A 20,081-nucleotide genomic window follows, 5' to 3' on the forward strand; every position below is an offset into this window, starting at 1 on the left:
CGCTCCTGCGTCGCTAACGCTGTGCTAACGAAATTAAAAAACATAGATATGGCAAAGCTTTAGGAATTTACATCTGTATCATACGTTTAGTGAAATGATATGAATTGGAAAAACCTTTTATTAATAGTTCCAACAATATTAATGGCTACTATGCCAATACAAACCCAAGCGCAAACACCAACCGAAACTCGCACGTTAGATAAATATGAAGTAAAAATCCCGGATTGGTCAAAGATAACCTGGGATAATTTAGCACCAGTTGGGCAGCCGGGATATTTAAATATTGCACCAGAGTTAATAAGTAAAATTGGTTATAATCCAACGCGCTCTTGGTCGGCGGGACAAAAAATAGATTCGATAGTCATGTTAGGGGATGTAGAAGATGCATTCAAGATGAGTTCTTTGAGTTTAGAAAGGATATCTTTGGTAGTATCAATTGATTTTGATAAACTGACGCTGAACGATTTAGGATTGCTACAATGGCAAACCCCGAACACTTTAGTTAAAGCAATTCCATCATTAGGAAATCTTGATATTAGCCAAGTCAGGCCGATTTACGATTTATTGAGTCAAATTGCTGACCAAAAAATAATTAATTTAACAATTGCCGAGAATCCAAATTTAAAAATCAAAAAGAAAAAGCCGTTAAAAATTGCTGTAAGTGGTAATTTAGCCCGAATCATAGAGGCTAATCCCCAAGCAGCTAATACACCATTAGGTAAACTGGATTTGAGCCGTTATCCAATGGATTCAATACCAGGGCTAAGTAAAACACAATTAGCACGATTCCCTCTCTGGCAACAGAGTTTTATAAATCAAGTACCAGGGTTAAATAAAATCCCGTTTGATAAAATGCCTCAACCGCTTGATGCAGATTTTAATGTCATTGGAATTGCATCTTTAGTATTAGGGGCATCTGAACAAGGAGATACAAAAGTTGCAAGAGACTACTTCATATCTGGCAGTATTAACCGCAGCAGCGTAACTGTTCCCGTAGCTTGTGAAACTCGTCAAGAGTGTGCCTATATGGAACTGGGTGATTTAGTCGGGCAGCAAGGAGAACTGTATGGTAAACGTTGGGTTTCTGGTTCTTCGCAAATGGTGAAGGGAGGATTTGGGATATTAGGGCGAGTGAATGGGGGCAAAGAGCCAACTGGCAGACTTGTTTATGGATCTGGTTTTAAGGTGGTACTGACAGGAGTGAACGAATCAGAGGGTACGGCAGATTTCGGCTTGTTTTTCAGGATTTGCGCCAATATTCCATTTTCAGGCAAGACTTGTACTCCATACTTTATTGGGCCAGTACCTTGGATACCTGTGAAGGAAAATGAGTTAGTGGTTGTGGGGACAAAATAATCCCAATTCGCAATTCGCAATTCGCAATTCGCAATTAAAAAACGAGGATTAGCAAAGCTTACATGGTTTATATCTGTATCAGATTTTCGTGAAATTGTATGAGTGCAACAACCCAGACCCAGCAAGATATTAGTAGTCAAATTCTGCCAAGCAACTTTGTCTCTACTTTCTATTCCCCAATGGGTTTAGCATTACTGGTGTCTATAAGTGCTTTGGTAGTAGCTAAATCTTTAGAAGGCAGAGGTAGATCAAGCAAATTAGCACGAGCAAGGTGGGCAGGAGCCAGAGAAAGAACCGCAGCCCGGAAATTAGCCCTGAAGCTAATTCAACAACGCAAACATAACCGAGTCGCTCTTTACGTCGGCACTCCAAAAGGAGCGACTTTTGAAGAAGTAGGTAATAAGCGTATTACTAACCTTCCTGAAGATAGTTCACTGTTGTATCTGCCGGAAGCCCAACGCGGAATTTTAGTCCTTGGCGGCCCCGGAGGTGGGAAGACAAAATCGATGATTAATCCTTTGCTCTGGTCTGCCATCGATCAAGGGATACCAATCATTCTTTATGATTTTAAGTACGCTCACCAAGAATCAGAAGAAGAAGCCGCCAAAGGTCAAGCACCGCAAATAGCAGGGTACGCCGCAATGCGTGGATATGAGGTGTCGATTTTGGCCCCTGGTTTTCGAGAGTCGTGTGTAGCTAATCCACTTGATTTTCTCAAGAATGAAACTGATGCAGAGATGTCGCGCCAGTTGGCGATCGTCTTGAATAAAAACTTTAAACTCTCATCGGGGGACTCTTCGGAAAGTGGATTTTTCACTAATGCAGGCGACCAGCTTGCACAAGCAATATTCATGCTGGCGAAGGGTACAAACTACCCAGATGTGATGATGTGTCATGCAATTCTTAGCCTACCCAGACTGATTGAGCGTATTCAACAAGCCACTTTAAACCCTTGGGTCAGAGTAGCTTTTGAGCAGTTTCTATCTGTAGCGGGTTCACCAGAAACAGCCGCTTCAATTGTAGGTACAGCAAGCGGTTTATTCACTCGTTTCATGACTCCATCAACGCTTAGTGCTTTCTGTGGACAAACAAACATACCCTTAGATTTGAAAGGGCGAAAGATGGTGGTGTTTGGCATGGATAAGGAGAAACGAGACGTAATTTCTCCGTTATTAGTGTCTATCCTGCACTTGTTATGTACTCGTAATTTAGCGGGTAAGCGGAAAGAGCCGTTAGTTTTAGCATTAGATGAATTACCAACTTTATATTTACCAGCCTTAGTAGATTGGCTCAACCAAAACCGTGAAGATGGCTTGATTTCTATATTAGGATTGCAAAATTTATCGCAACTTGAGAAAGCTTATTCTAAAGAAACTACTAATGCAATATTTGGTGGTTGCGCCACCAAAATAATTTTTAATCCACAGGACGATGTGGCAGCAGAACGTTTTAGTAATTTCTTAGGTAAAGAAGAAATTAAACATAAAGAACGCTCTCGGAGCTTTGGTGGTAAGGGCGGTGCAAGTACCTCAATTTCCGAGCAAACTACTACGAGAGATTTGTTTGAAATTAGTCAATTTAATTCTTTACCGCCTGGGAGAGCAGTAATTGTTAATCCGGGTTTCCGTTCTGGTAAAGATGTAGGATTACCCTTGTTAGAACAAATACCTGAGAATATTTTATCAACCAACTCCATAGCTAAAAGTATTGAAAAGTGGTATGAAGTTCAGCAAGGATTTATTGAACAATCTACTCTCATCGAACCATCAGGGGAAGAGTTAAATCAACGGCGTTTGGAAGCTGAAAGATTACTACCGATGGTTGAGGATTATGTAGCAGCCAATAACAGAATGAAAAATGTTTAGGAGGAAAAACGATGAGTGAGTTTTCTGATTATGAATTGCAATTACTCAGCAAATTACCCCTTGATATTGCATTATTAGCTAACAATTATCGTATTGACATCCTGAATGCGGCTGAGTTTTGGGATGAACCACCATTTCCTGAAAATTATGTACCAGAACTTGTAGAAATTTACTATGAAGATGCTGAAAGTCCTCATGTTTTTATTAGAAACGGAAAATTAGAGGATTACACCCTAATAGCTTCAGAAACTAACGCTAAATCAATAGCGGTACAAATTGATCACCAGTGGGCTTATATCCAAATTGAAGGTCAAGAAATTCTTAATAGACTTGGTGGTGTTGTCCTACCTGAAGTGATTGTTGATCTACCTACTTTAACTAATTCAGCTTTAGGAGTAAATTATCATGGATGAAATTAAATCTGAAGGTAAACAAGTACAACAAGACTATTTACAAATTCTGGATGACATCTTGCAAAAGATTTTAGAAAAAGGTCAATTTCATAGTTTAGATTCTAAAAGAGATATATCAATTTTGGTTGGGAAGGAGCTTAAATATAAAGGTAATCCTAATGGAGAAGTAGCTGTTAATTTAATGTCTCCTGGGATAGTAGAAAAATTAAATACAGCTATCAATGATGTTAAAAATTTGAAAGGCTCAGTTAGAATTATGATTGGTAAAAATATAGCCTTTCATGCCAAAAATGGAGAAATTTTAACTGATAAGTTGGGTTTAGCTAATGAAATTAAGCAAAATCGAACTCAAGTAGCCAAGCCAGTACAACAATCTTTGTCTATTGAAAATCTCCAAAAACAAGTAGAGGCATTACAACAGAAAGTTCAAGAGCAGCAATCTGTGATTGATAGATTTGTTAAGCAAGAGAACTCAAGTGTTGAATCTACTCAAAAGCTATCAACAGATTTAGCTAATCTCAAGCAAGCATTTGATACACAACAAAAAACTATTGAGCAGTTACAGAAAGGACTGGAGGCAATAAATAAAAAAAATCTTCCTACTGTCAAAAATGAAAGTTTAAGTAAGTGGCTTAACTCAATTGAGAGTAAGGCTAAGAATACTGCTAAAAATCTTTATGAACAAGTAAAAACTGCGCTGACACCTAAAGTTGATAAAGTCAAAACTCAATTAGAAACTCAAATTACCACTTTACAAGAGCAGATTAATCAACAAATGCAATCTGTTAAGGCAGAGATGAAATCACAATTAGCATCTATTAAAAGTGAGTTGGAATCACAGGTAGGTGTAGTAAAAGATGGGATTGCGGAAGTTAAACAATTAGCTAGTAATGAAGTTCAGCATGGAATAGAGCGTCATCAAGCTGCTACAGGTGCTATTCAAAGTAAAATTTCTGAGGAAATAAATACAGTTCACAAGCAAGTAACTAAAGCCGTTGGTGATCTACACTCATTAGCTAATAACACTGTTAAAGAGAATCTAGAAAAAGTGACTAACAGTGTGATGGAAGTTAAAGGTAAAGCTTTTTCTAAAAGCATAGATTCTATGCTACGTCTGTTTGGAAATCAAAACTCTGACGGTTCCCGAAGTTATGAAAGTAAAAATTACAATTTTTATCAACAAGGGGATAGTATTACTGTCACCGCTAAAGATGGTCGGGCAGTAATGGTAGATAATAGTCTGACTAATCAAGCTACAGACAAAGATGTTGAATCTTTAGAAGAAGTAGAAGAAATAGTCTCTGACTATTTAAAATATAAACCAACTCAATCTCAGTCACAACGACAAGGCATTAGAAGATAAGTAGAAATTGAAAGGTATTTCTTCAGAGAAATACCTTTGTAACAATTTATTCAATACTATAATCTTTCAGCTAACTGCAATAAGCGAAAAATATTTCTAAGATAAGATTTTGAACAATTACACTAACTAACACGCTGAAAAAAATAAGAATTGGTTGAGAGACAAGCTCTGGTTCTGCTGTAGTACCCATTTCTTCAGCTATTTTAATAGTAGTTATCACAAAATAAACAAAAACATTTATAGTTAATGTGGCATTAATGATTTTTGCCAATGTCTTAACTGATGGAAATAAACAGCTTAAAACTAGTTGAGTAGGTAAAAACAGACCATATTTGTGCGAGACTGTATTTTCTAAATAAATAACAGCTAAAGCTGTGAAAATAGTACACAAGATATAAAGGAGGTTTGTTATGAAGAAACGCTTTACAATCAAAAAAGCTCTCATATACTTCACCTTTTATTTAATGCTGTGGCTGCGACCTATTTTTATCCCTATTGGAAAACTAATTGGTGGATTTCTACTGCTAGTTTTTATTATGGGGTTAATCAAATTGTTTACATTCCCTAATAATATAGGCTGGACAAGAACAATTGGAATTGGAGTAACAAGCTTTATTGTATTTATGCTAACCGAATATTATGATAATATATTATTGAAATTAAATCCTACTGGAAATAGTCTTTTTTTAGGGAAATGAAAGAGTATTTTATAGCCTTAATCCCCTAGATTGCCTTGGTTGTTGATTGTTGTGATATTGAATGGCTGCTTGAGATTGTTTGTGCTGTTCTTGTCGCAACAATTCATTTTTAATAATAGATAATCGCTCTTGTAATGGAGGGAATTTTAGAACATCCAAAATAATCTTCATGTTAATAGTTTGTTGTTCTCTCTCCCAGGCTTGATAATTTTGAGTCTGGGTTTCCCATTGTTTTAGAGAGAGTTCAAGTTGCTGTTTTTGAGTAAATAAGTCTTGGATAGTGTTAATAGTTTGTAATTGTTGGTTAACCGCTAAATTATATTTATTGGTTAATTGGTGGAGTGGTAAAAGCTCTAACAATTTAATAACTTTTTCTTGTTGAGCGTGTTCTACCCATAAACTAGCAATTTGTTGCTGTAACTGATTAATTTGATGCTCAATGGCTGGTCTGTCAATGAAGAGAGGTTTTTGAGCCGCAGGTTGTGAGAAATATTCTCTAACAGCTTGCTCTAAATACAGTAGCTCTTGGTTAGTAAGTGAATCGATAGATTGTTTAAATGCCTCAAATTCTGTTGATTGAGAATCTTCAGAAATAGTCTTGATTGTTTGCATTTGCTCTTGCTTAACTGCCTCGATGACAGATGGTAAAGCTTTGGCTAGGGCTGATGAGAGTGTTTCTTGTTCTACAAAATCAGCGATCGCCTTTAAAGCATGAGGTGTGGATGGTGGAGCGAGCGCAGTTTTCTTAAGAGGAGTTGGCATAGGCAACTGTTTGAGTTGCTCAATAACTTCTTCAAATTTTTGAACTAGTCGATGTGATTCAACTGCTGCTAAATCAAGGTATTGGGTAATTGCGGTTAGAGCTTTGTCTTGAGTGGCTTGAGAGATTTGTACTATTGGTTTTGGGGGCTGCAAATCACGAATGAGCGTTTGCAGCCGTCCAATATCGATAGCAGATTCAATAGCGGCGTTGTCTAAAAATTCAGAAATAGCATTTATAGCGAGTCCACTTGCTTTAAGGCTGACATAAGTTTTTGGGTTGTTAAAACTTGCTGTATAGAGTTGTTGAGTGTCATCTGGGTGGTGCGCTGTTCTTTGACCTCGAAACTCATTTGATGTAAGGCTTCGGTTAAGTTCTCTAAAGTGTCCTTCAAGTTGCTCGACTTCTTCGAGTTCAAGGTGTCGGCTAATTGCTCCAAGAACGCGCTCAAATTTTGGGCTTGTTCGTGTTTGACGCTGTGAATCTCCTGCTTCAATTCCTGGTTGAGAGATTCTAACTGTTCGATTTTGGTGTTCAGTTGCGCTTGGTGGCTCAATAGTTGATCCATCTTCTGAGTTAATAATGAGATTTCGGATGGTGGCTGAGTGCTGGGATTGTTTGAGGTCATGATTTTGCTCCTGAATATGGTTTTGTAATGACTCAGAATCAGAAGAAGCGGCTAACCTTTGCCGACGTTCTTGCAGGGTAAGTTTGCGAGGTGGTTGATAAGGTGGTTTTCGCTGCTGTTGATTGCGCTGCTGCCAATCTCGCAAACTTATGGCCTCATAGTTGAGGAGTTCATAAGCGAGTGGCCCAAGGGAGACTATCAAATCATCAACCCCTTTATCTGGCCCTGGCAGAGTTACTACACTGACACAGGCGGCTTGTTTTTCCAGCAGCCGCCCAGTGCGGGAAATAGCGATTTCTATATTGAGTTTGGTTTCTGGTCGGTTTTCATAATCAAAGCAGAAAGTAATTTCACGTTCTGGAGTAGCGAAAACAGCTAATTCATCCATGAGCCTAGCTTTGACTTTTTCACCTTGATCATCCTTACTGCGATAACCAGCATAAATTCCAGGCAAACCGATAGCGGGATGACCTTGACTTAATAAGCTGGCAGCTTTCTTAGCCCCTTCAGTAATCGTAACTGGGAGGTTATGTTTCCAAACACAGTACCAGAAGCCACTAGTACGATCGCTTTGGCTTGGCTCAACTCCATATTTTTTATAGATGCGGTCTGCTAAATCATCAGGCACATCTAAGAGGAAAATACTTAAGTCAGTTTTAGGTGGATGTTCATATTTAATGAATTTTCCCGGTTTATCAAGCTTTTCTCTAGGATTATGAGGTTTATAGCATCCCCACAGTGTTCTATCGGGTTGATGCCCTGGTTGTAAATTGGCGAAAGATTTAGGGTTAACGCCAGCATCGCACCACCAGCCGCCATCTTCGATGTGAGCATATTTGTTGAGAAAGCCTGTAGAAAGTCTACCTGTGTTAGTGCGTGGTAGTTGCTGACTGTACATTAAATGCTCCCAAGCCTCATGCTCCCATTCAAACCCTTGATGCAGAGACTTGAAATTTAAAGCAGCGATCGCCGGATGAATAGCACTACCCTCTACTAGTTCCCGCCAATGTTTAGGGTCAAGTGTTTCTGGCGGTTCATTAGAACGGTCAGGAGTCCAAAATGCTATCTGTGGTAGTGTTTTAAGCGGCGATTTTCTGAGAATTGGTGGAATGAAATTAGGTTGAGGCTCAGTTTTAACTGGCTGCTCTACTGATATTTTGATTGGTGATGAAGTGGCTGTTGTTTGTTGTGACGCTTTCTCTGTTACAGCTTCCTTCTGAAACTGTTGTGCTTGTTGCTTCTCTAATTGTTGCTGACGTAGTAAAAACAGTGCATTTTCTTTGGCTTTGCTCGATTGAGCTAGGGAGAATAAATCTTCTTTATCCTCGGTATAGAGTTTTAATTCATACCTAGCACGGCTGACAGCAACATAAAAGCTTTCTTGCCCAACAGTGTGATCTGCTGCAATCAGAACTCTATCAGCCGTTTTCCCTTGGCTACTATAGGTTGTGCTGACAAGTGCATAATCTAAATGCTGTGCCTGTTTTAAATCAATAAATTCAGTCTGACCATGATCTAAATACTGTATTTGAGCTTGATTGCCTGTAATAGCTTTGACTACGAACTCCTGACCGTTGCGCCGTCCTAGCTGTCGGTCGTTTTTTGTCCAGCGTAGGCGATCGCCCTCGGCAACCTCAATTTCGACAGATTGAAAAACTGCCTTATCAAATTTTGTATCGACTTGAAAATGCTTACCATCACTATCTTTGAGCGTGAGGCTGTCATTATCTTTACCTACAACCTGATATAGCTTGCCCTTGGACAGCCCCCGGCGTTTGTAATTGCGGGTGGGCATGACCATATCACCTTGTTCAAAGTTATGGGTATAGCGTTTTTGTACTTGAGTTAAATCTTTGGCTTGCAGTTGGGTGATTTTAGCCGTCGTTCCCAAACTGCCCTCAGCTAATAGATGTTCTCGAATAGCTTGGGTAATTGCTAAACGCTCTCTATTTGTCCCAGCTAATACTAAGGTTTTCGCTCTTTGTTCAGGTGTGGCTGTGATGTATTCATTTGCGATCGCTTCAATTTTCGATTCTGGCGTGACAGTTTCAATGTAGCCATTCTCATCTAATCGCTTAAATCCCTCTTCAATAGAGCCAGAAGCAATCAAATCTACAGCCAGTTTCAGTTTTGGCGCACGTTGCCTATTAGATTCGTTTAAATAGCTAGTTTTGATTCCTGCCTGTTGCAGTGATTTGAAGGGATTACCAGCTTCTACAGCTGACAATTGCTTTGTATCACCCACCAACAAAACTATGGCTTGTTCTAATTTTGCACGTTCTAGAAGGGCGAGAGCATCTTTGGCACTGAGCAAACCTGCCTCATCCACTACCCAAATAAGATTCGGTTCAATTTCTGGTGACGGCTCAGAGACTAGTAATCTAGCAACAGTTTCAGCTTGAATATCTAATTCTTCCCCTAAAACCTTAGCAGCCATTGAACTAGGTGCAAAGCCTTTGATTGTGTAGCCGCAGGTGGTAGCGATCGCTTTGAGTTCCTTGAGTGCGAATGTCTTGCCAGCCCCGGCAACACCCTGCCACGCCGTAAATTGGTCAGTTGTAGTTACTGTGTCTAAGACGGCTCGACGCTGATCCCGGTTTAAAGCAGTTGATTCTAAATAGCTTTCGGCTACTTCTGGGTGTACAAGAGGGTTAAATTTCCCTTGCCCAGACTGCATTAGCTTAATAGTTGCTATTTCTCTGTTGACTGCCGAAAGTGTGGTAAAGTCGCGTCTTTGCTCAGACAAGGTGAGTAATTCGGCATTAGCCTGAATTAGTGGTTCAATCTGGCTGACATCAGTGGCCAAACCTTGCTCAAGGATGAATTTCTCTAAATCCTCCTGGGTAAAGGATACGTTTCTTTCTGAGCAATGAGCGATCGCTGCTTCTAAATGCTTCTGTGTGATCGACCTTGGCTCAAAGTCAGGCTGTGGAGCTTGCCACTTTATAAATTGAATGCCAAATGCTTCGGCTTCCTCGCGCCATTTAGCTTTTAGTTCATCTGGGGCAATCTTCTGCTTGGCTGCACGAGTGATTGACCAAGCCCCCTCTCGCTCTGCCCAGGTTGAATTCTCTCCTACTACCTGTAGTATCTGCTGCCTACGTTTAGAAAATTCCTGTAAGTCTTCTTCACCCAAGCCTTTAAGCTCAAACTGCCCGTGTTTTTTGTGTTCTACTTGATAACCTAGTCTCTGAACTTCAGTGGCTAAGTGATGCTGGTAGACCATACCGAGAAATTTCTTATTTTTGAAAATCTCATTGTTTGAGAGGCTGTGCCATTTACCATCTTCATCATTAAGCTGAGTCATATTCATGAGCAGCGTATGAGTATGTAAATGGGGGTCTAGCTCTCTGCTTTCGATATGGTCAAATTCAGCGATGACTAAATTACCTGTTTTGGTAAGTTCTCGCCCTGTATTTGTGGTTATTCTGGTATAGCTGTAGCGTGACTCAATTAATAAGAGAGTTTTCTGGACTGCTAAGGAGTGAGCATGAATTAACCTTTCATCTCCACCCACCAAGGCTTGTAGACTTACGCTTTTTGGTGCGGAGAAAGTAAAATCAGTGGCCGCACGTCGCTCACAGGATTTCGATGTTTTAGCGTAGAGAGCTTGACTACCATCAGGCGATCGCCCATTCACTATATTGGTAAAAACTTCTTTATCGTTAATCGCTCCTGTTAGCCCAAGCTTCTCAGCACCCTTACCAAACCAGCGAGAGTTTTTAACTTCATGGCTATGTCTGTCCATAAAGTAATTTACTGCTTGCTGTGGTTTAGTATTCTTGCCCGTCAGCATTGGGGTAAATGTTACTTTTGTAGTATTTGATAATTCAATTTTTTATAAAAAATTTTTTGCTCATTTAAATTCTAAAACTAAGTCGGATTTCTTGCATAAATTTTTAGGCGTAATGTGCGAGAAAACGATTTTTAAAAATGCCATAGATTTACCATAAAAGTTACATAAAACTGCCATAGAAATACCATAGGATTACCATAAATTTGCCATAGCTAAATTTTAAGAAAGTTAGAGTTACCATAAAAGTGCCATAGATTTACCATAAAATTGACATGATATTGCCATAAAACTACCATAGTTTTACCATAAAACTAACATCACACACTGATACGTTTTGCTACCAATTTTTGGTGTACTGAGTAGTCAAGTGAGTTATCAAATTTTATGAGTCTACTAAAACTTGCAGTAGATCCAGGTGGTTCATTTCTCAAATGTTTTTACACCTTGGAAAGCTTCAAACCAGAATTAATTTTGATGGAGCCGGAAGTCGCTACAGTCCCTCTGGAAAGTTTAGAAACTTATGAGCAAAGTAGAATCGGTAATTCTTCACCAGAGAATAGTGCATGGATTGAATATCAAAACAGCTTTCAAGCTGTAGGGTTCTTAGCTCGGAAGCGATTCAATGCAGATTTACAACTGCAACGCCGCAAATTTGAATTAGCCTTACCTAAAGTTTTGGCTATGGTTGGCGCAATCTCGAATAAACACGATTTACCCAACAACTCATCTATTCAATTAGGTATAGTCTTGCCTTGGGGAGAGTACCAAGATAGAGCTTTATTTCAAGATTTGATTACTAAAGCGTTAGCTGACTATAAGTTCAAAGGGCAACCGAAATCATTTCAATTAGATACTTTTGTCTGCCTTCCTGAAGGCGGAGGTATTCTTACAAGAGGCCGCGCCCCAGGTTCTAGCATTAAAGACCAAACAATTGCTGTAATTATGTTGGGGTATAGAGACACTTCTATCCTAGTGATTGAACGTGGCGAAATGAGTAAAGGTAAAACAGAACCTTTAGGATTTTCTAAAATGATTGAGTCGGTAATGTCCCAAACATCTGGTTTAAATCCTCATCAGCTAACTGCGGCAATTTGTAAGGCCGGGCGGAATATTAATACTAAAGCTTTAGAAGAGTTAGCAATGGTAGATGTAGCTTACAAGGAGCATGAAATAACCACAATTAAAAATGCAATAACTAATGGTAGGAAAGAATATTGGATGATGTTATCCAATTGGTTAAAGTTGCAAGTACCTCGTGATATCGATGAAGTAATTATTGGCGGTGGTACTGCTCATTATTTTCGCTCCCAGTTGAATAACCTATTTTCTACAACAAAAGTTAATTGGTGTGATCATTTGGAGACACAAATTACCGATAATTTCTCTCAGGTTGCGGCCAAGTCATTACACTACCGATTAACTGATGTTTACGGGTTGTTTTTCTACCTGTGCGGCAGCACTTTGAAAACTAAAGTGCAAGTAGGTACTGCTAATGGCTAAACAGATTGAGTATCGATGCCGTATTGCTTTGGAATCTCAAGAATTGAATAATGCCCTAATCAATTTTCTCAAAGCAAAAGACCCTCTATTTAGTGAGCGTGACAAGGTATTTACTGCTCTAAATGCTTACTGGTTAACATTTGCCATGAAAGAGGCAGGTTATTCCGATGACGAGTTAAAACAATCTGCTAAGAATGCTATTTATCGCTTGAAATTGCATATTAGTTACTTAGCTGAAAGTTTTGGTTTAGAACTAGAAGATGACGCTGTACTACAATCAGCCGCCACTACAAAAGCAGTTTTATCTGTGGCTAAACCGCAAAAGCTGACTGATGTTAGCTTGCCGTTATCAACTGTTTCAGAAGCCTCAGACGATAATTCTCAGCCTTTGGATAACCTACATCACGAAGACGACAGCACCTTTGAACAGTTATTTAGTTAATGGAGGTAATAGATAAGATGCCATACACACTAGAAGCATTGCAAAATATGTATTCCCTATCCTCAGAGGATGTAAAAGCAGCTTTAGAAATTTCTTCTTTACCTATAGATAAGGCAGAATATAGCGATGAAGAGATTGCCGCCGTTGACTTTGAGCAAGCAGTTGAACTAGTAAAACAACAGCACTCCCAGGTGTTTGCTACATCAGAACATGATGCTACAGAAGGTAAAAAAAGAAGGAAGGCTAAACCGTTAGATATTACCGAGTTATTAAGTAAAGCTCGTAATAAAGGTTTTAAGCTGACTCTTATGGAAGCAATGCAAGTTTTACAAGCCTGTGGCCTAGAGGAAAAAGATGAATATTCACAAGCTGAGTGCGATCGCTTTCTTGAGGCTGGTGATTTAATCAAAAATCAGCATAAATCTTTTGAACAGGTTGCACAACATTTTGGATTAGCCGCCAATGGCTCAACATCACAAGCAGATGTTGATACAGATGAACTTCTAGATCAACTAGGGCAAGCTACAGCTTTATTAGGTGAAGAGGAACGGGAATTAATTAGAGAAGTTGTCAGGCAGAAAGCTAAAGGTGATATGGCTGGACTGCCTAAACTGTATTTACAATCCCTACTGGAAGAAATGCGATCGCCCGAATTCCAAGGTGAGTGGCAACAGCTACGAACTGCCTTTAAAGACAAAATCATGGGAAAAAAGCAGACTTCCCCAATATTCCCGCAGCCGCAGCCTTTGATGAGCTTGCCACCGATATCGGGCAATGGGTCAGCATCCGAATAGCTGAAGAAAAACATACTATTGAGGTGAAAGCCCATAAATTTATTGAGGAAAAGGCCAGGCTGAAAGCTACTCAAATCGCCCTAAACAAGCTTAATGAATCACAGCAATGGATTGAAGCAGAACAAAAACGATCCGAACTTCGCAGCCAGCGATCCCAGCAATTTAGAGTTAATTTGATTCACTTTGCACGTTGGGTTGGCTCTGGTTGGTCAGGCTGGTTAGTTTATTTAGGCTCGTTTGTGACTGTTTCGTTTATTGCTTATGCAGTGGGCATTAATTCACCTTCTGCGATCGCTTGCCCTAATACTAAAAGCTACTGCTACTTGTTGAGACTAAATAAGAACACGGTAGTTTTGCCAACTCCTAAACCTCAACTACAAAAACTACAGAAACCCCAAAAAACTAAATAGAATCATTGGTTAAAAATAAATAAAACCAGAGGTTTTCCCTCTGGTTTTATTGTTATGGATTAAAAGCGGCTGAATATGTAGACTTTGTTGTAGCTTTCTTGTACTGAATAGTAGGAATCAACAAACCAATCACGGGCTATTGCTTTCAAGTCGATATATATACTAAGAAGTCCCATTTCTTCCATTTTTTGAATGACTCCTTGTTGTTCGAGTTGTTCATAAACAAAGTCTTCTTCACTCTCATACTCACCGTAATAACGTTCATAGAAATCTTCAACATTAGCCTCACTGCTATCGTATTGATAATAAGCGGCGTAGGCTGCACCATGCTCTGATAATGCTTGAGCAAGTTCAGCTAATTTTTCTAGGTCATCATACTCGCTGATGTAAATACCGTACCAATTTTGATAATCATGAATTGCGTATTCTTCACAAGCTTCATCATCACGACAAGGCGACCAAGACAATATCCACTCAATATCTTCTCTAATAGCCTCTACATCTTGTGTACAGTCGATCCACATTCCGTGGAGCATCCCAGCATTATAGGCAGACAAACAAGCTACATAAATTTGTGGAGCGTCATCATCTCTACATTCACGCTCGTGTCTTGGAAAAGGTAATCGGCATTGTGCGCCAACAACTAAAACGTTAGCGAGGCTAATTGCTAAATCAACTGCTAGTTTTTCTCGATTAGGAAATTTTAGAAAACACCCTTCAACTTCGCAGTTGTAAAGTTGTTCGCTTACTAATTGTGCGTCTAGTTCTGAACTAAATACTACAAAATGTGTTAACTGCATTTTGAGACATCCTTGATTGAAGCGAGAGGGAAAAAATTCAAATGTGTAGTAGGGGGAGCAAGCAGCTCCCCAGTCAGAATTAGAAAGGAGTGACACCAGTTTCGAGAGTTTTGTTTAAATAACCGCGCCAGTAGTCGCCACAGTAAGATTGAGGAGGTAAACCGATAGCAGCGTCAAATTCGCCGTCGCAATAGTCGAGAGATTTGAATTGTGTTTGGGTTATAGAGTTGATTTGAGCTAACATACGAACATCCTTTTAATAGTAGGCGGGTGAAAACCCGCTTTTCTTAACCTGTTAATATTATAAAATAACAGGTTATCTGAAATCAATAACCTGTTCATTAAAACTTAGGAATTTTTGTAACAGCCGGCATAGAAAAAAGACAATGTTTGCTGACAAAGTACAAAATCAAGCCCGGAATTGATAGAAAGATGGCTGCTCTAGAATCTATAGCAAGCGATCGCATTATAGAAGTGAATTAACCTGTTATATGTTAAAACCTGTTAAAAAATAAGATTGGAATTAACTGCTTTATCAGTCCGAGTACAGGCAGATAAAAATTACGTATGTAAAATATTTAAATACGAATTATTTGATTGGCGATCGCAGCGATTGAACATGATAAGTCGGGATTCCACTTTTAAGCCCATTAGTGGAATGCTACATAAATCTATGAGCCTAAATAATAGGCTAACTAGCATTGGTCACAAGTTAAGGTTGTAAGGCAGTTGTCAAGGGGATTTTAGAAGGAGGTTGAAAGAAAAATTCAGGTGTGCCTCGTTGTTTATCAGGGAAGGGTGCAACAATGAGCTTCATATAGGAATCATATTTGATTTTTGAAAAAAACTAAGAGATAATACGGAGACAGGTAATAAGTATAAGGAAGAACAATGCTGAATCAGCACTTGCAGCAGGCGATCGCTGAACTAGAGGAATTTATAGTTGAAAATATAAATGCCCGTGAAGCGAGAAAAGGATTAGCAGTAAAGCTGGTTTATCAAGGTTACTTATATGAGGAAATCCAGAAAATTCTTGGTGTTTCACTTGGTTCAATAACAGGTTGGAAACAAGTATACGAGGAGAATGGTGTTGATGGTCTAAGACTAAATTATAAAGGAAGAAAAAGCTATTTGAGTAATGAGCAGCGAGAGGAAGTATTGAGGTGGCTTCAAACAAAGGATTATTGGTCAATAGGAGAATTAGAGTATAAACTAGCTTTTGAATACGATGTAGTTTACGAAACGAAAAAAAGTTACTACGATTTGTTTAAAGCAGCAGGAATAAGTTGGAAAAAAAACACGAAAGTCAACCCAAAAGCCGACCCAGACGCTGTTGATGCAAAAAAAAAGAGATTGAAACATTGTTGGAAAACAACAGGAGCGAAATTGAAACAGGTAAATTAAGAGTGCTACTGATTGATGAATGTCATTTAATGTGGGGAGACTTAAGTGGTTATATATGGGGGAAAACAGACCAAGAAATTATGGTTCCAGTGGTCAATGAACGAGAGAAACAAACATATTATGGAGCCATTGACTATCTTCAAGGAGAATTAATACTTAAAACTTATGATGCTGGAAATTCCCAAAATACGATTGATTATCTACGTTATTTGCTAGATGAGTCTCCTAATCAGCAATTATTAATTTTTTGGGATGGCGCTAGTTACCATCGTTCTCAAGAAATTAAGAATTTTTTGGATGAAGTGAACCAAGGACTTTCAACTGACCACTGGAAAATTCACTGCGTTCGTTTTGCTCCTAATTGTCCAACACAAAACCCCATTGAGGATGTTTGGTTGCAAGCCAAAACCTGGGTTCGACGTTTTTGTGCTTTGCTCCCTTCATTTTCTCATTTAAAATGGATGTTTGAATGGTTTATCCGTCACACTACCTTTGATTTTCCCACTCTTCAGATGTACGGAGCTTTTTCAAAAATCAAATATTAGTCCTATATTTGGTTTTCGTTGCCGTTTAACAATACCTAAGTCTTGATTTTCAGGAGATGCAAAATATTTAATAGGGTCAGTTGCCTTGCCTTTTTGATGGGCTACATAGAAATGATAAAGTCCACGATAAATCATCTCTAAAGAAATGGAGTCAAAAGGTAGAGAGAGTTCGTCAGCGACAGCATCACCTAAATCAACCAATACAGCATAAAATAACCAAGTACCCCAAATTTGTAATTGAACGCCATTAACAGAACCAGTCCATAAATAACTTAAACCCAAGAGTCGCTTTACAGTATTAAAAGCATCTTCAATTCGCCATCTGCGGCGGTATAAATCAGCCACAACATAGGGTGGTATAACTGTAGGGTCAAGTACACTCGTTAAATAAGAATGCCATGTCTTACCTGAACGAATCTCAACTAGACGTAGAGTAATAAAGGGAGTCTTGTTTGTGCCATAACCAAGACGTATCAGACGGTCACGCAAAGAAAAGCTATCTGTAAATACTTGCTCTACATGAATGGCTGCTCCCTTTTTTAATCGGGTTATAAAGTTCACATTCTTAGCAATTAGTTGTAGCCAGAAATTAAAATGGTAAAATCCTCTATCTAATAAAAGCAGAGTATTGGGAGTAACTAAATTTAAAATATCTGCTTCAAACTTTGTATCAGCAGTTCTAGGATTATCACAAAACCATATTTCCACAGGTAGCAGATTTTTTAAATCTATGACTGTGCCAATTTTTCCGGCTAACTTACCTTGGGGTGCGTCTTTTAAGCTCTCAAGTTTTTGAAATAATGCTTCTAAGATTGAACAGTCTACTATCCAAATCTTTTCAAATTTCGTCAAAGTAAATTGAATACTTTCTGGGATTTTACGTTGATTTCTTCTTGACCAAGAAGCTTGTAAATGTGGCAACAAATCTTTAAATACTTTCAGTAGACCTAAAAGTTTTGCGATCGCGCACAGAGCGATACCTATAAAACCGACTATTGTCAAAAAAACCGTATTCTGAAATACATTTTTTAGAAAACTCCTTCAGCAACTATAAATAAGTAAAACTAATTAATCACCGAAAAAGCTAAGGGTAACGCGCCCACCAAAAGATAGTTCTGGATATGTAGTATGCAATTTTTGTAAAGTATGGAGGTAAAGAAGCAAAATTGAGGATTATTTAGTTTGGCTATGAATGCAACGGAGCCAGTTCTAACTGATAGTAAAACCTTAAACGAAGTAGTTAACTGTTTAACAGAACATATTCCAATTCAAACTCAAGGAAAGTGTGAACAAAAAAATATCTTTGAGATTTTAATTCGAGCAGCCACCCAAAGGGATAGTATCGAAAACACAACCAAAGTCTTAAAGAATGTTCCTACCAGCAACGATATTCGTTACCATTTAGATAAATATTCAGACATTAAATCTGTAGAATCAGAGTTAAATGCAGCAATTCAAAGCCGCTTACCAGATGGAATCCGACAAGGTAAACAAAAAATCGCTATCGATTTTAACTTAATTCCATATTATGGTGAACCCTCACCAACCGAAGCACCATATATTTATAGAAGTCAAGCTAAAAGTGGAACTTGTTCTTTTTATGCCTACGCTACTGTCTATGTAATTAAGAAGAATAAACGAGTAACTTTAGCTATCAAAGCTGTTCAACAACAAAATACGAAGGCAGCAATTATCACTTATCTTTTAGCACTGATTGAGCCTTTGAATCTTCAAATCGAAAGATTGTATTTAGACCGGGAATTTTTCTGTGTGCCAGTCATCAGATGCTTGCAAGCTTTGGAGATTCCCTTTGAAATGCCAGTAATTATTCGAGGTAAAAATGGAGGTACTAGACAATTAATTAGAGGTCGGTGCAGTTATAAAACAACTTACACTTTAAACAGTGATAAATATGGCTCATGTACTTTCCCAGTTTGGATAGTTTGTACATATAAAAACGGTAAAAGACGAGCGCACGGGCGAGAATTTTTTATTTATGCTGTTTATAAAGTTAAGTTGTCATTACATTCAATACATGACGACTATCGTCTCCGTTTTGGAATTGAAAGTAGCTATCGGATGAAAAATCAATGTCGGATTAAAACAACTATCAAAAATCCAACAATTAGATTTCTATTTGTAGCTTTAGCTTTTTTAATTATTAATGTTTGGATTTATCTAGTCTGGCATTATCTCAGCCGTTTTAAAAAAAGTTCAAGACAAGTTTTCTCCCATCTATTTACCCTTAAACAAATGCTTGAGTTTTTACGTCAAGCAGTAGACCGCAATTATGGAGTCGCCTGTGAAGTCTACTTGCCATCTGGCTGATTTTGGTTGATTTTGGGGTTTATTTATAAATTAATCTTATCATTTAGCCAAGCAATCAGCTTTTGTATATTCCCCCCCAAAACTGTATCACAGACTACCATTTTTTAGCGATCGCAAAACTTTTAGGTCTACTGAAATTGGCAAGTTTGAAGGATGGGCGTATTAAAGCCAGCTTAGAAGAAATAGCTGCTTCTTTAACTGGAGACTATCGTTCAGAATTAGTTTTTATCCTTGAGCAAGAATTACAACTTTACGAGTTTTATCAAGCTCAAATCCAAAAGTGCGACAACCAAATTGAGCAATGTTTGGCTTCATTTACTGATAAAGTTGATGTTGAAAAACAGCCTTTAGCTAAACCCAAGCGTTGGGGGAAAAAGCAACCAGGTAATCCAGTTGACTATCTCAATGGCAAGTTAATTCTCAAAGCCTATAGTGCAGGTAATTCCGACAACACGATTGATTATTTACGTTATTTATTAGACCAATCTCCTGACCAAAGATTACTTATTTTTTGGGACGGAGCTTCCTATCATCGTTCAAATCTAGTTCAAGATTTTTTAAGTGATATTAACTGCGATTTATCCCCAGAGAAATGGAAAATTCATTGTGTACGTTTTGCGCCAAATTGTCTGTCACAAAATCCGATAGAAGATATTTGGTTGCAAGCAAAAACCTGGGTTCGGCGTTTCTGTGCTTTAATTCCAACATTCTCTCATTTAAAATGGATGTTTGAGTGGTTTATCGTAAACACAATGTTTGATTTTAGCTCTCTTCAGATGTACGGTGCTTTTTGAGAAATCAAATACTAGTCCTATATCAGCAAAATTTACTATGTATTGCTAATTCATAGATTAACTACAAACAACATTTCTGAACATCCAAATCAGTATTGAGAATTAATTTACAAATATTTAAGCACAAATCAGGTAGGAATGATATTTTCAGTATAATCTCTGATAAACGTCTTTAATTTTTTATT

General features: G+C 38.3%; 13 protein-coding genes and 3 pseudogenes. 11 read left to right on the forward strand and 5 right to left on the reverse strand.

The window, feature by feature from the left end; all coding sequences use genetic code 11:
- Window positions 1-99: 99 nt before the first annotated feature.
- The 4 genes from H6G69_RS18875 to H6G69_RS18890 all read left to right on the forward strand — a co-directional run bounded on the left by H6G69_RS18875 (window position 100) and on the right by H6G69_RS18890 (window position 4,997).
- Window positions 100-1,356 (forward strand): hypothetical protein, encoded by a 1,257-nt coding sequence (locus H6G69_RS18875; protein WP_190690622.1) that lies wholly within the window; start codon window positions 100-102, stop codon window positions 1,354-1,356.
- Between the two features lie 98 nt (window positions 1,357-1,454).
- Window positions 1,455-3,221 carry a type IV secretory system conjugative DNA transfer family protein gene (locus H6G69_RS18880; RefSeq protein WP_190690623.1) on the forward strand — a complete coding sequence of 589 codons (1,767 nt, stop codon included), beginning with the start codon at window positions 1,455-1,457 and terminating at the stop codon, window positions 3,219-3,221.
- 11 nt (window positions 3,222-3,232) lie between these two features.
- Window positions 3,233-3,634, forward strand: coding sequence for a hypothetical protein (locus H6G69_RS18885; protein WP_190690625.1), 402 nt, complete (start codon window positions 3,233-3,235; stop codon window positions 3,632-3,634).
- Window positions 3,627-4,997: a hypothetical protein gene (locus H6G69_RS18890; protein ID WP_190690627.1), complete on the forward strand. Its 1,371-nt coding sequence runs from the start codon at window positions 3,627-3,629 to the stop codon at window positions 4,995-4,997. Before H6G69_RS18885 ends, H6G69_RS18890 begins: the two co-directional genes overlap by 8 nt.
- 70 nt (window positions 4,998-5,067) lie before the next feature.
- On the opposite strand, the gene H6G69_RS18895 is transcribed toward H6G69_RS18890, so the two are convergent.
- Complete coding sequence (locus H6G69_RS18895) at window positions 5,068-5,442, reverse strand: hypothetical protein (RefSeq protein ID WP_190690629.1); 375 nt, start codon at window positions 5,440-5,442, stop codon at window positions 5,068-5,070.
- Between the two features lie 262 nt (window positions 5,443-5,704).
- Window positions 5,705-10,879 carry a MobF family relaxase gene (gene mobF, locus H6G69_RS18900; RefSeq protein WP_190690637.1) on the reverse strand — a complete coding sequence of 1,725 codons (5,175 nt, stop codon included), beginning with the start codon at window positions 10,877-10,879 and terminating at the stop codon, window positions 5,705-5,707.
- Window positions 10,880-11,263: 384 nt separating this feature from the next.
- Here mobF and H6G69_RS18905 point away from each other — a divergent pair, with 384 nt between their 5' ends.
- From H6G69_RS18905 to H6G69_RS18920, 4 genes are read left to right on the forward strand one after another with little or no spacing between them, the layout of a single operon-like run.
- The gene (locus H6G69_RS18905; protein WP_190690639.1) at window positions 11,264-12,379 is read left to right on the forward strand and encodes a ParM/StbA family protein; all 1,116 of its coding nucleotides are present in this window, start codon (window positions 11,264-11,266) and stop codon (window positions 12,377-12,379) included.
- The gene (locus H6G69_RS18910; RefSeq protein ID WP_242072109.1) at window positions 12,372-12,821 is read left to right on the forward strand and encodes a hypothetical protein; all 450 of its coding nucleotides are present in this window, start codon (window positions 12,372-12,374) and stop codon (window positions 12,819-12,821) included. The genes H6G69_RS18905 and H6G69_RS18910 overlap by 8 nt, the downstream gene beginning before the upstream one ends.
- Window positions 12,822-12,838: 17 nt before the next feature.
- Window positions 12,839-13,615: a hypothetical protein gene (locus tag H6G69_RS18915; RefSeq protein WP_190690641.1), complete on the forward strand. Its 777-nt coding sequence runs from the start codon at window positions 12,839-12,841 to the stop codon at window positions 13,613-13,615.
- A 23-nt stretch (window positions 13,616-13,638) separates the two neighbouring features.
- Window positions 13,639-14,025: a hypothetical protein gene (locus H6G69_RS18920; protein WP_313951439.1), complete on the forward strand. Its 387-nt coding sequence runs from the start codon at window positions 13,639-13,641 to the stop codon at window positions 14,023-14,025.
- 59 nt (window positions 14,026-14,084) lie between these two features.
- Here the strand turns inward: H6G69_RS18920 and H6G69_RS18925 are convergent, their stop codons facing one another.
- Together H6G69_RS18925 and H6G69_RS18930 are read right to left on the reverse strand one after the other, a co-directional pair.
- Window positions 14,085-14,825, reverse strand: coding sequence for an antirestriction protein ArdA (locus tag H6G69_RS18925; RefSeq protein ID WP_190690649.1), 741 nt, complete (start codon window positions 14,823-14,825; stop codon window positions 14,085-14,087).
- 79 nt (window positions 14,826-14,904) lie between these two features.
- Window positions 14,905-15,069: a hypothetical protein gene (locus tag H6G69_RS18930; RefSeq protein WP_190690651.1), complete on the reverse strand. Its 165-nt coding sequence runs from the start codon at window positions 15,067-15,069 to the stop codon at window positions 14,905-14,907.
- 671 nt (window positions 15,070-15,740) lie between these two features.
- On the opposite strand from H6G69_RS18930, the pseudogene H6G69_RS18935 reads away from it, so the two are divergent.
- A pseudogene (locus tag H6G69_RS18935) lies at window positions 15,741-16,774 on the forward strand (IS630 family transposase); the annotation flags it as partial.
- Here the strand turns inward: H6G69_RS18935 and H6G69_RS18940 are convergent.
- Window positions 16,769-17,713, reverse strand: a pseudogene (locus H6G69_RS18940) (IS4 family transposase); the annotation flags it as partial. The pseudogenes H6G69_RS18935 and H6G69_RS18940 sit on opposite strands and share 6 nt — an antisense overlap.
- Window positions 17,714-17,962: 249 nt before the next feature.
- Between H6G69_RS18940 and H6G69_RS18945 the strand changes: the two are divergent.
- Complete coding sequence (locus H6G69_RS18945; RefSeq protein WP_199336118.1) at window positions 17,963-19,102, forward strand: ISH3 family transposase; 1,140 nt, start codon at window positions 17,963-17,965, stop codon at window positions 19,100-19,102.
- Window positions 19,103-19,494: 392 nt separating this feature from the next.
- Window positions 19,495-19,896 (forward strand): annotated as a pseudogene (locus H6G69_RS34830) (transposase); the annotation flags it as partial.
- Window positions 19,897-20,081 lie beyond the last annotated feature (185 nt).

This window comes from Nostoc sp. FACHB-110, from assembly GCF_014697425.1.
Taxonomy (GTDB): Bacteria; Cyanobacteriota; Cyanobacteriia; order Cyanobacteriales; family Nostocaceae; genus Nostoc_B.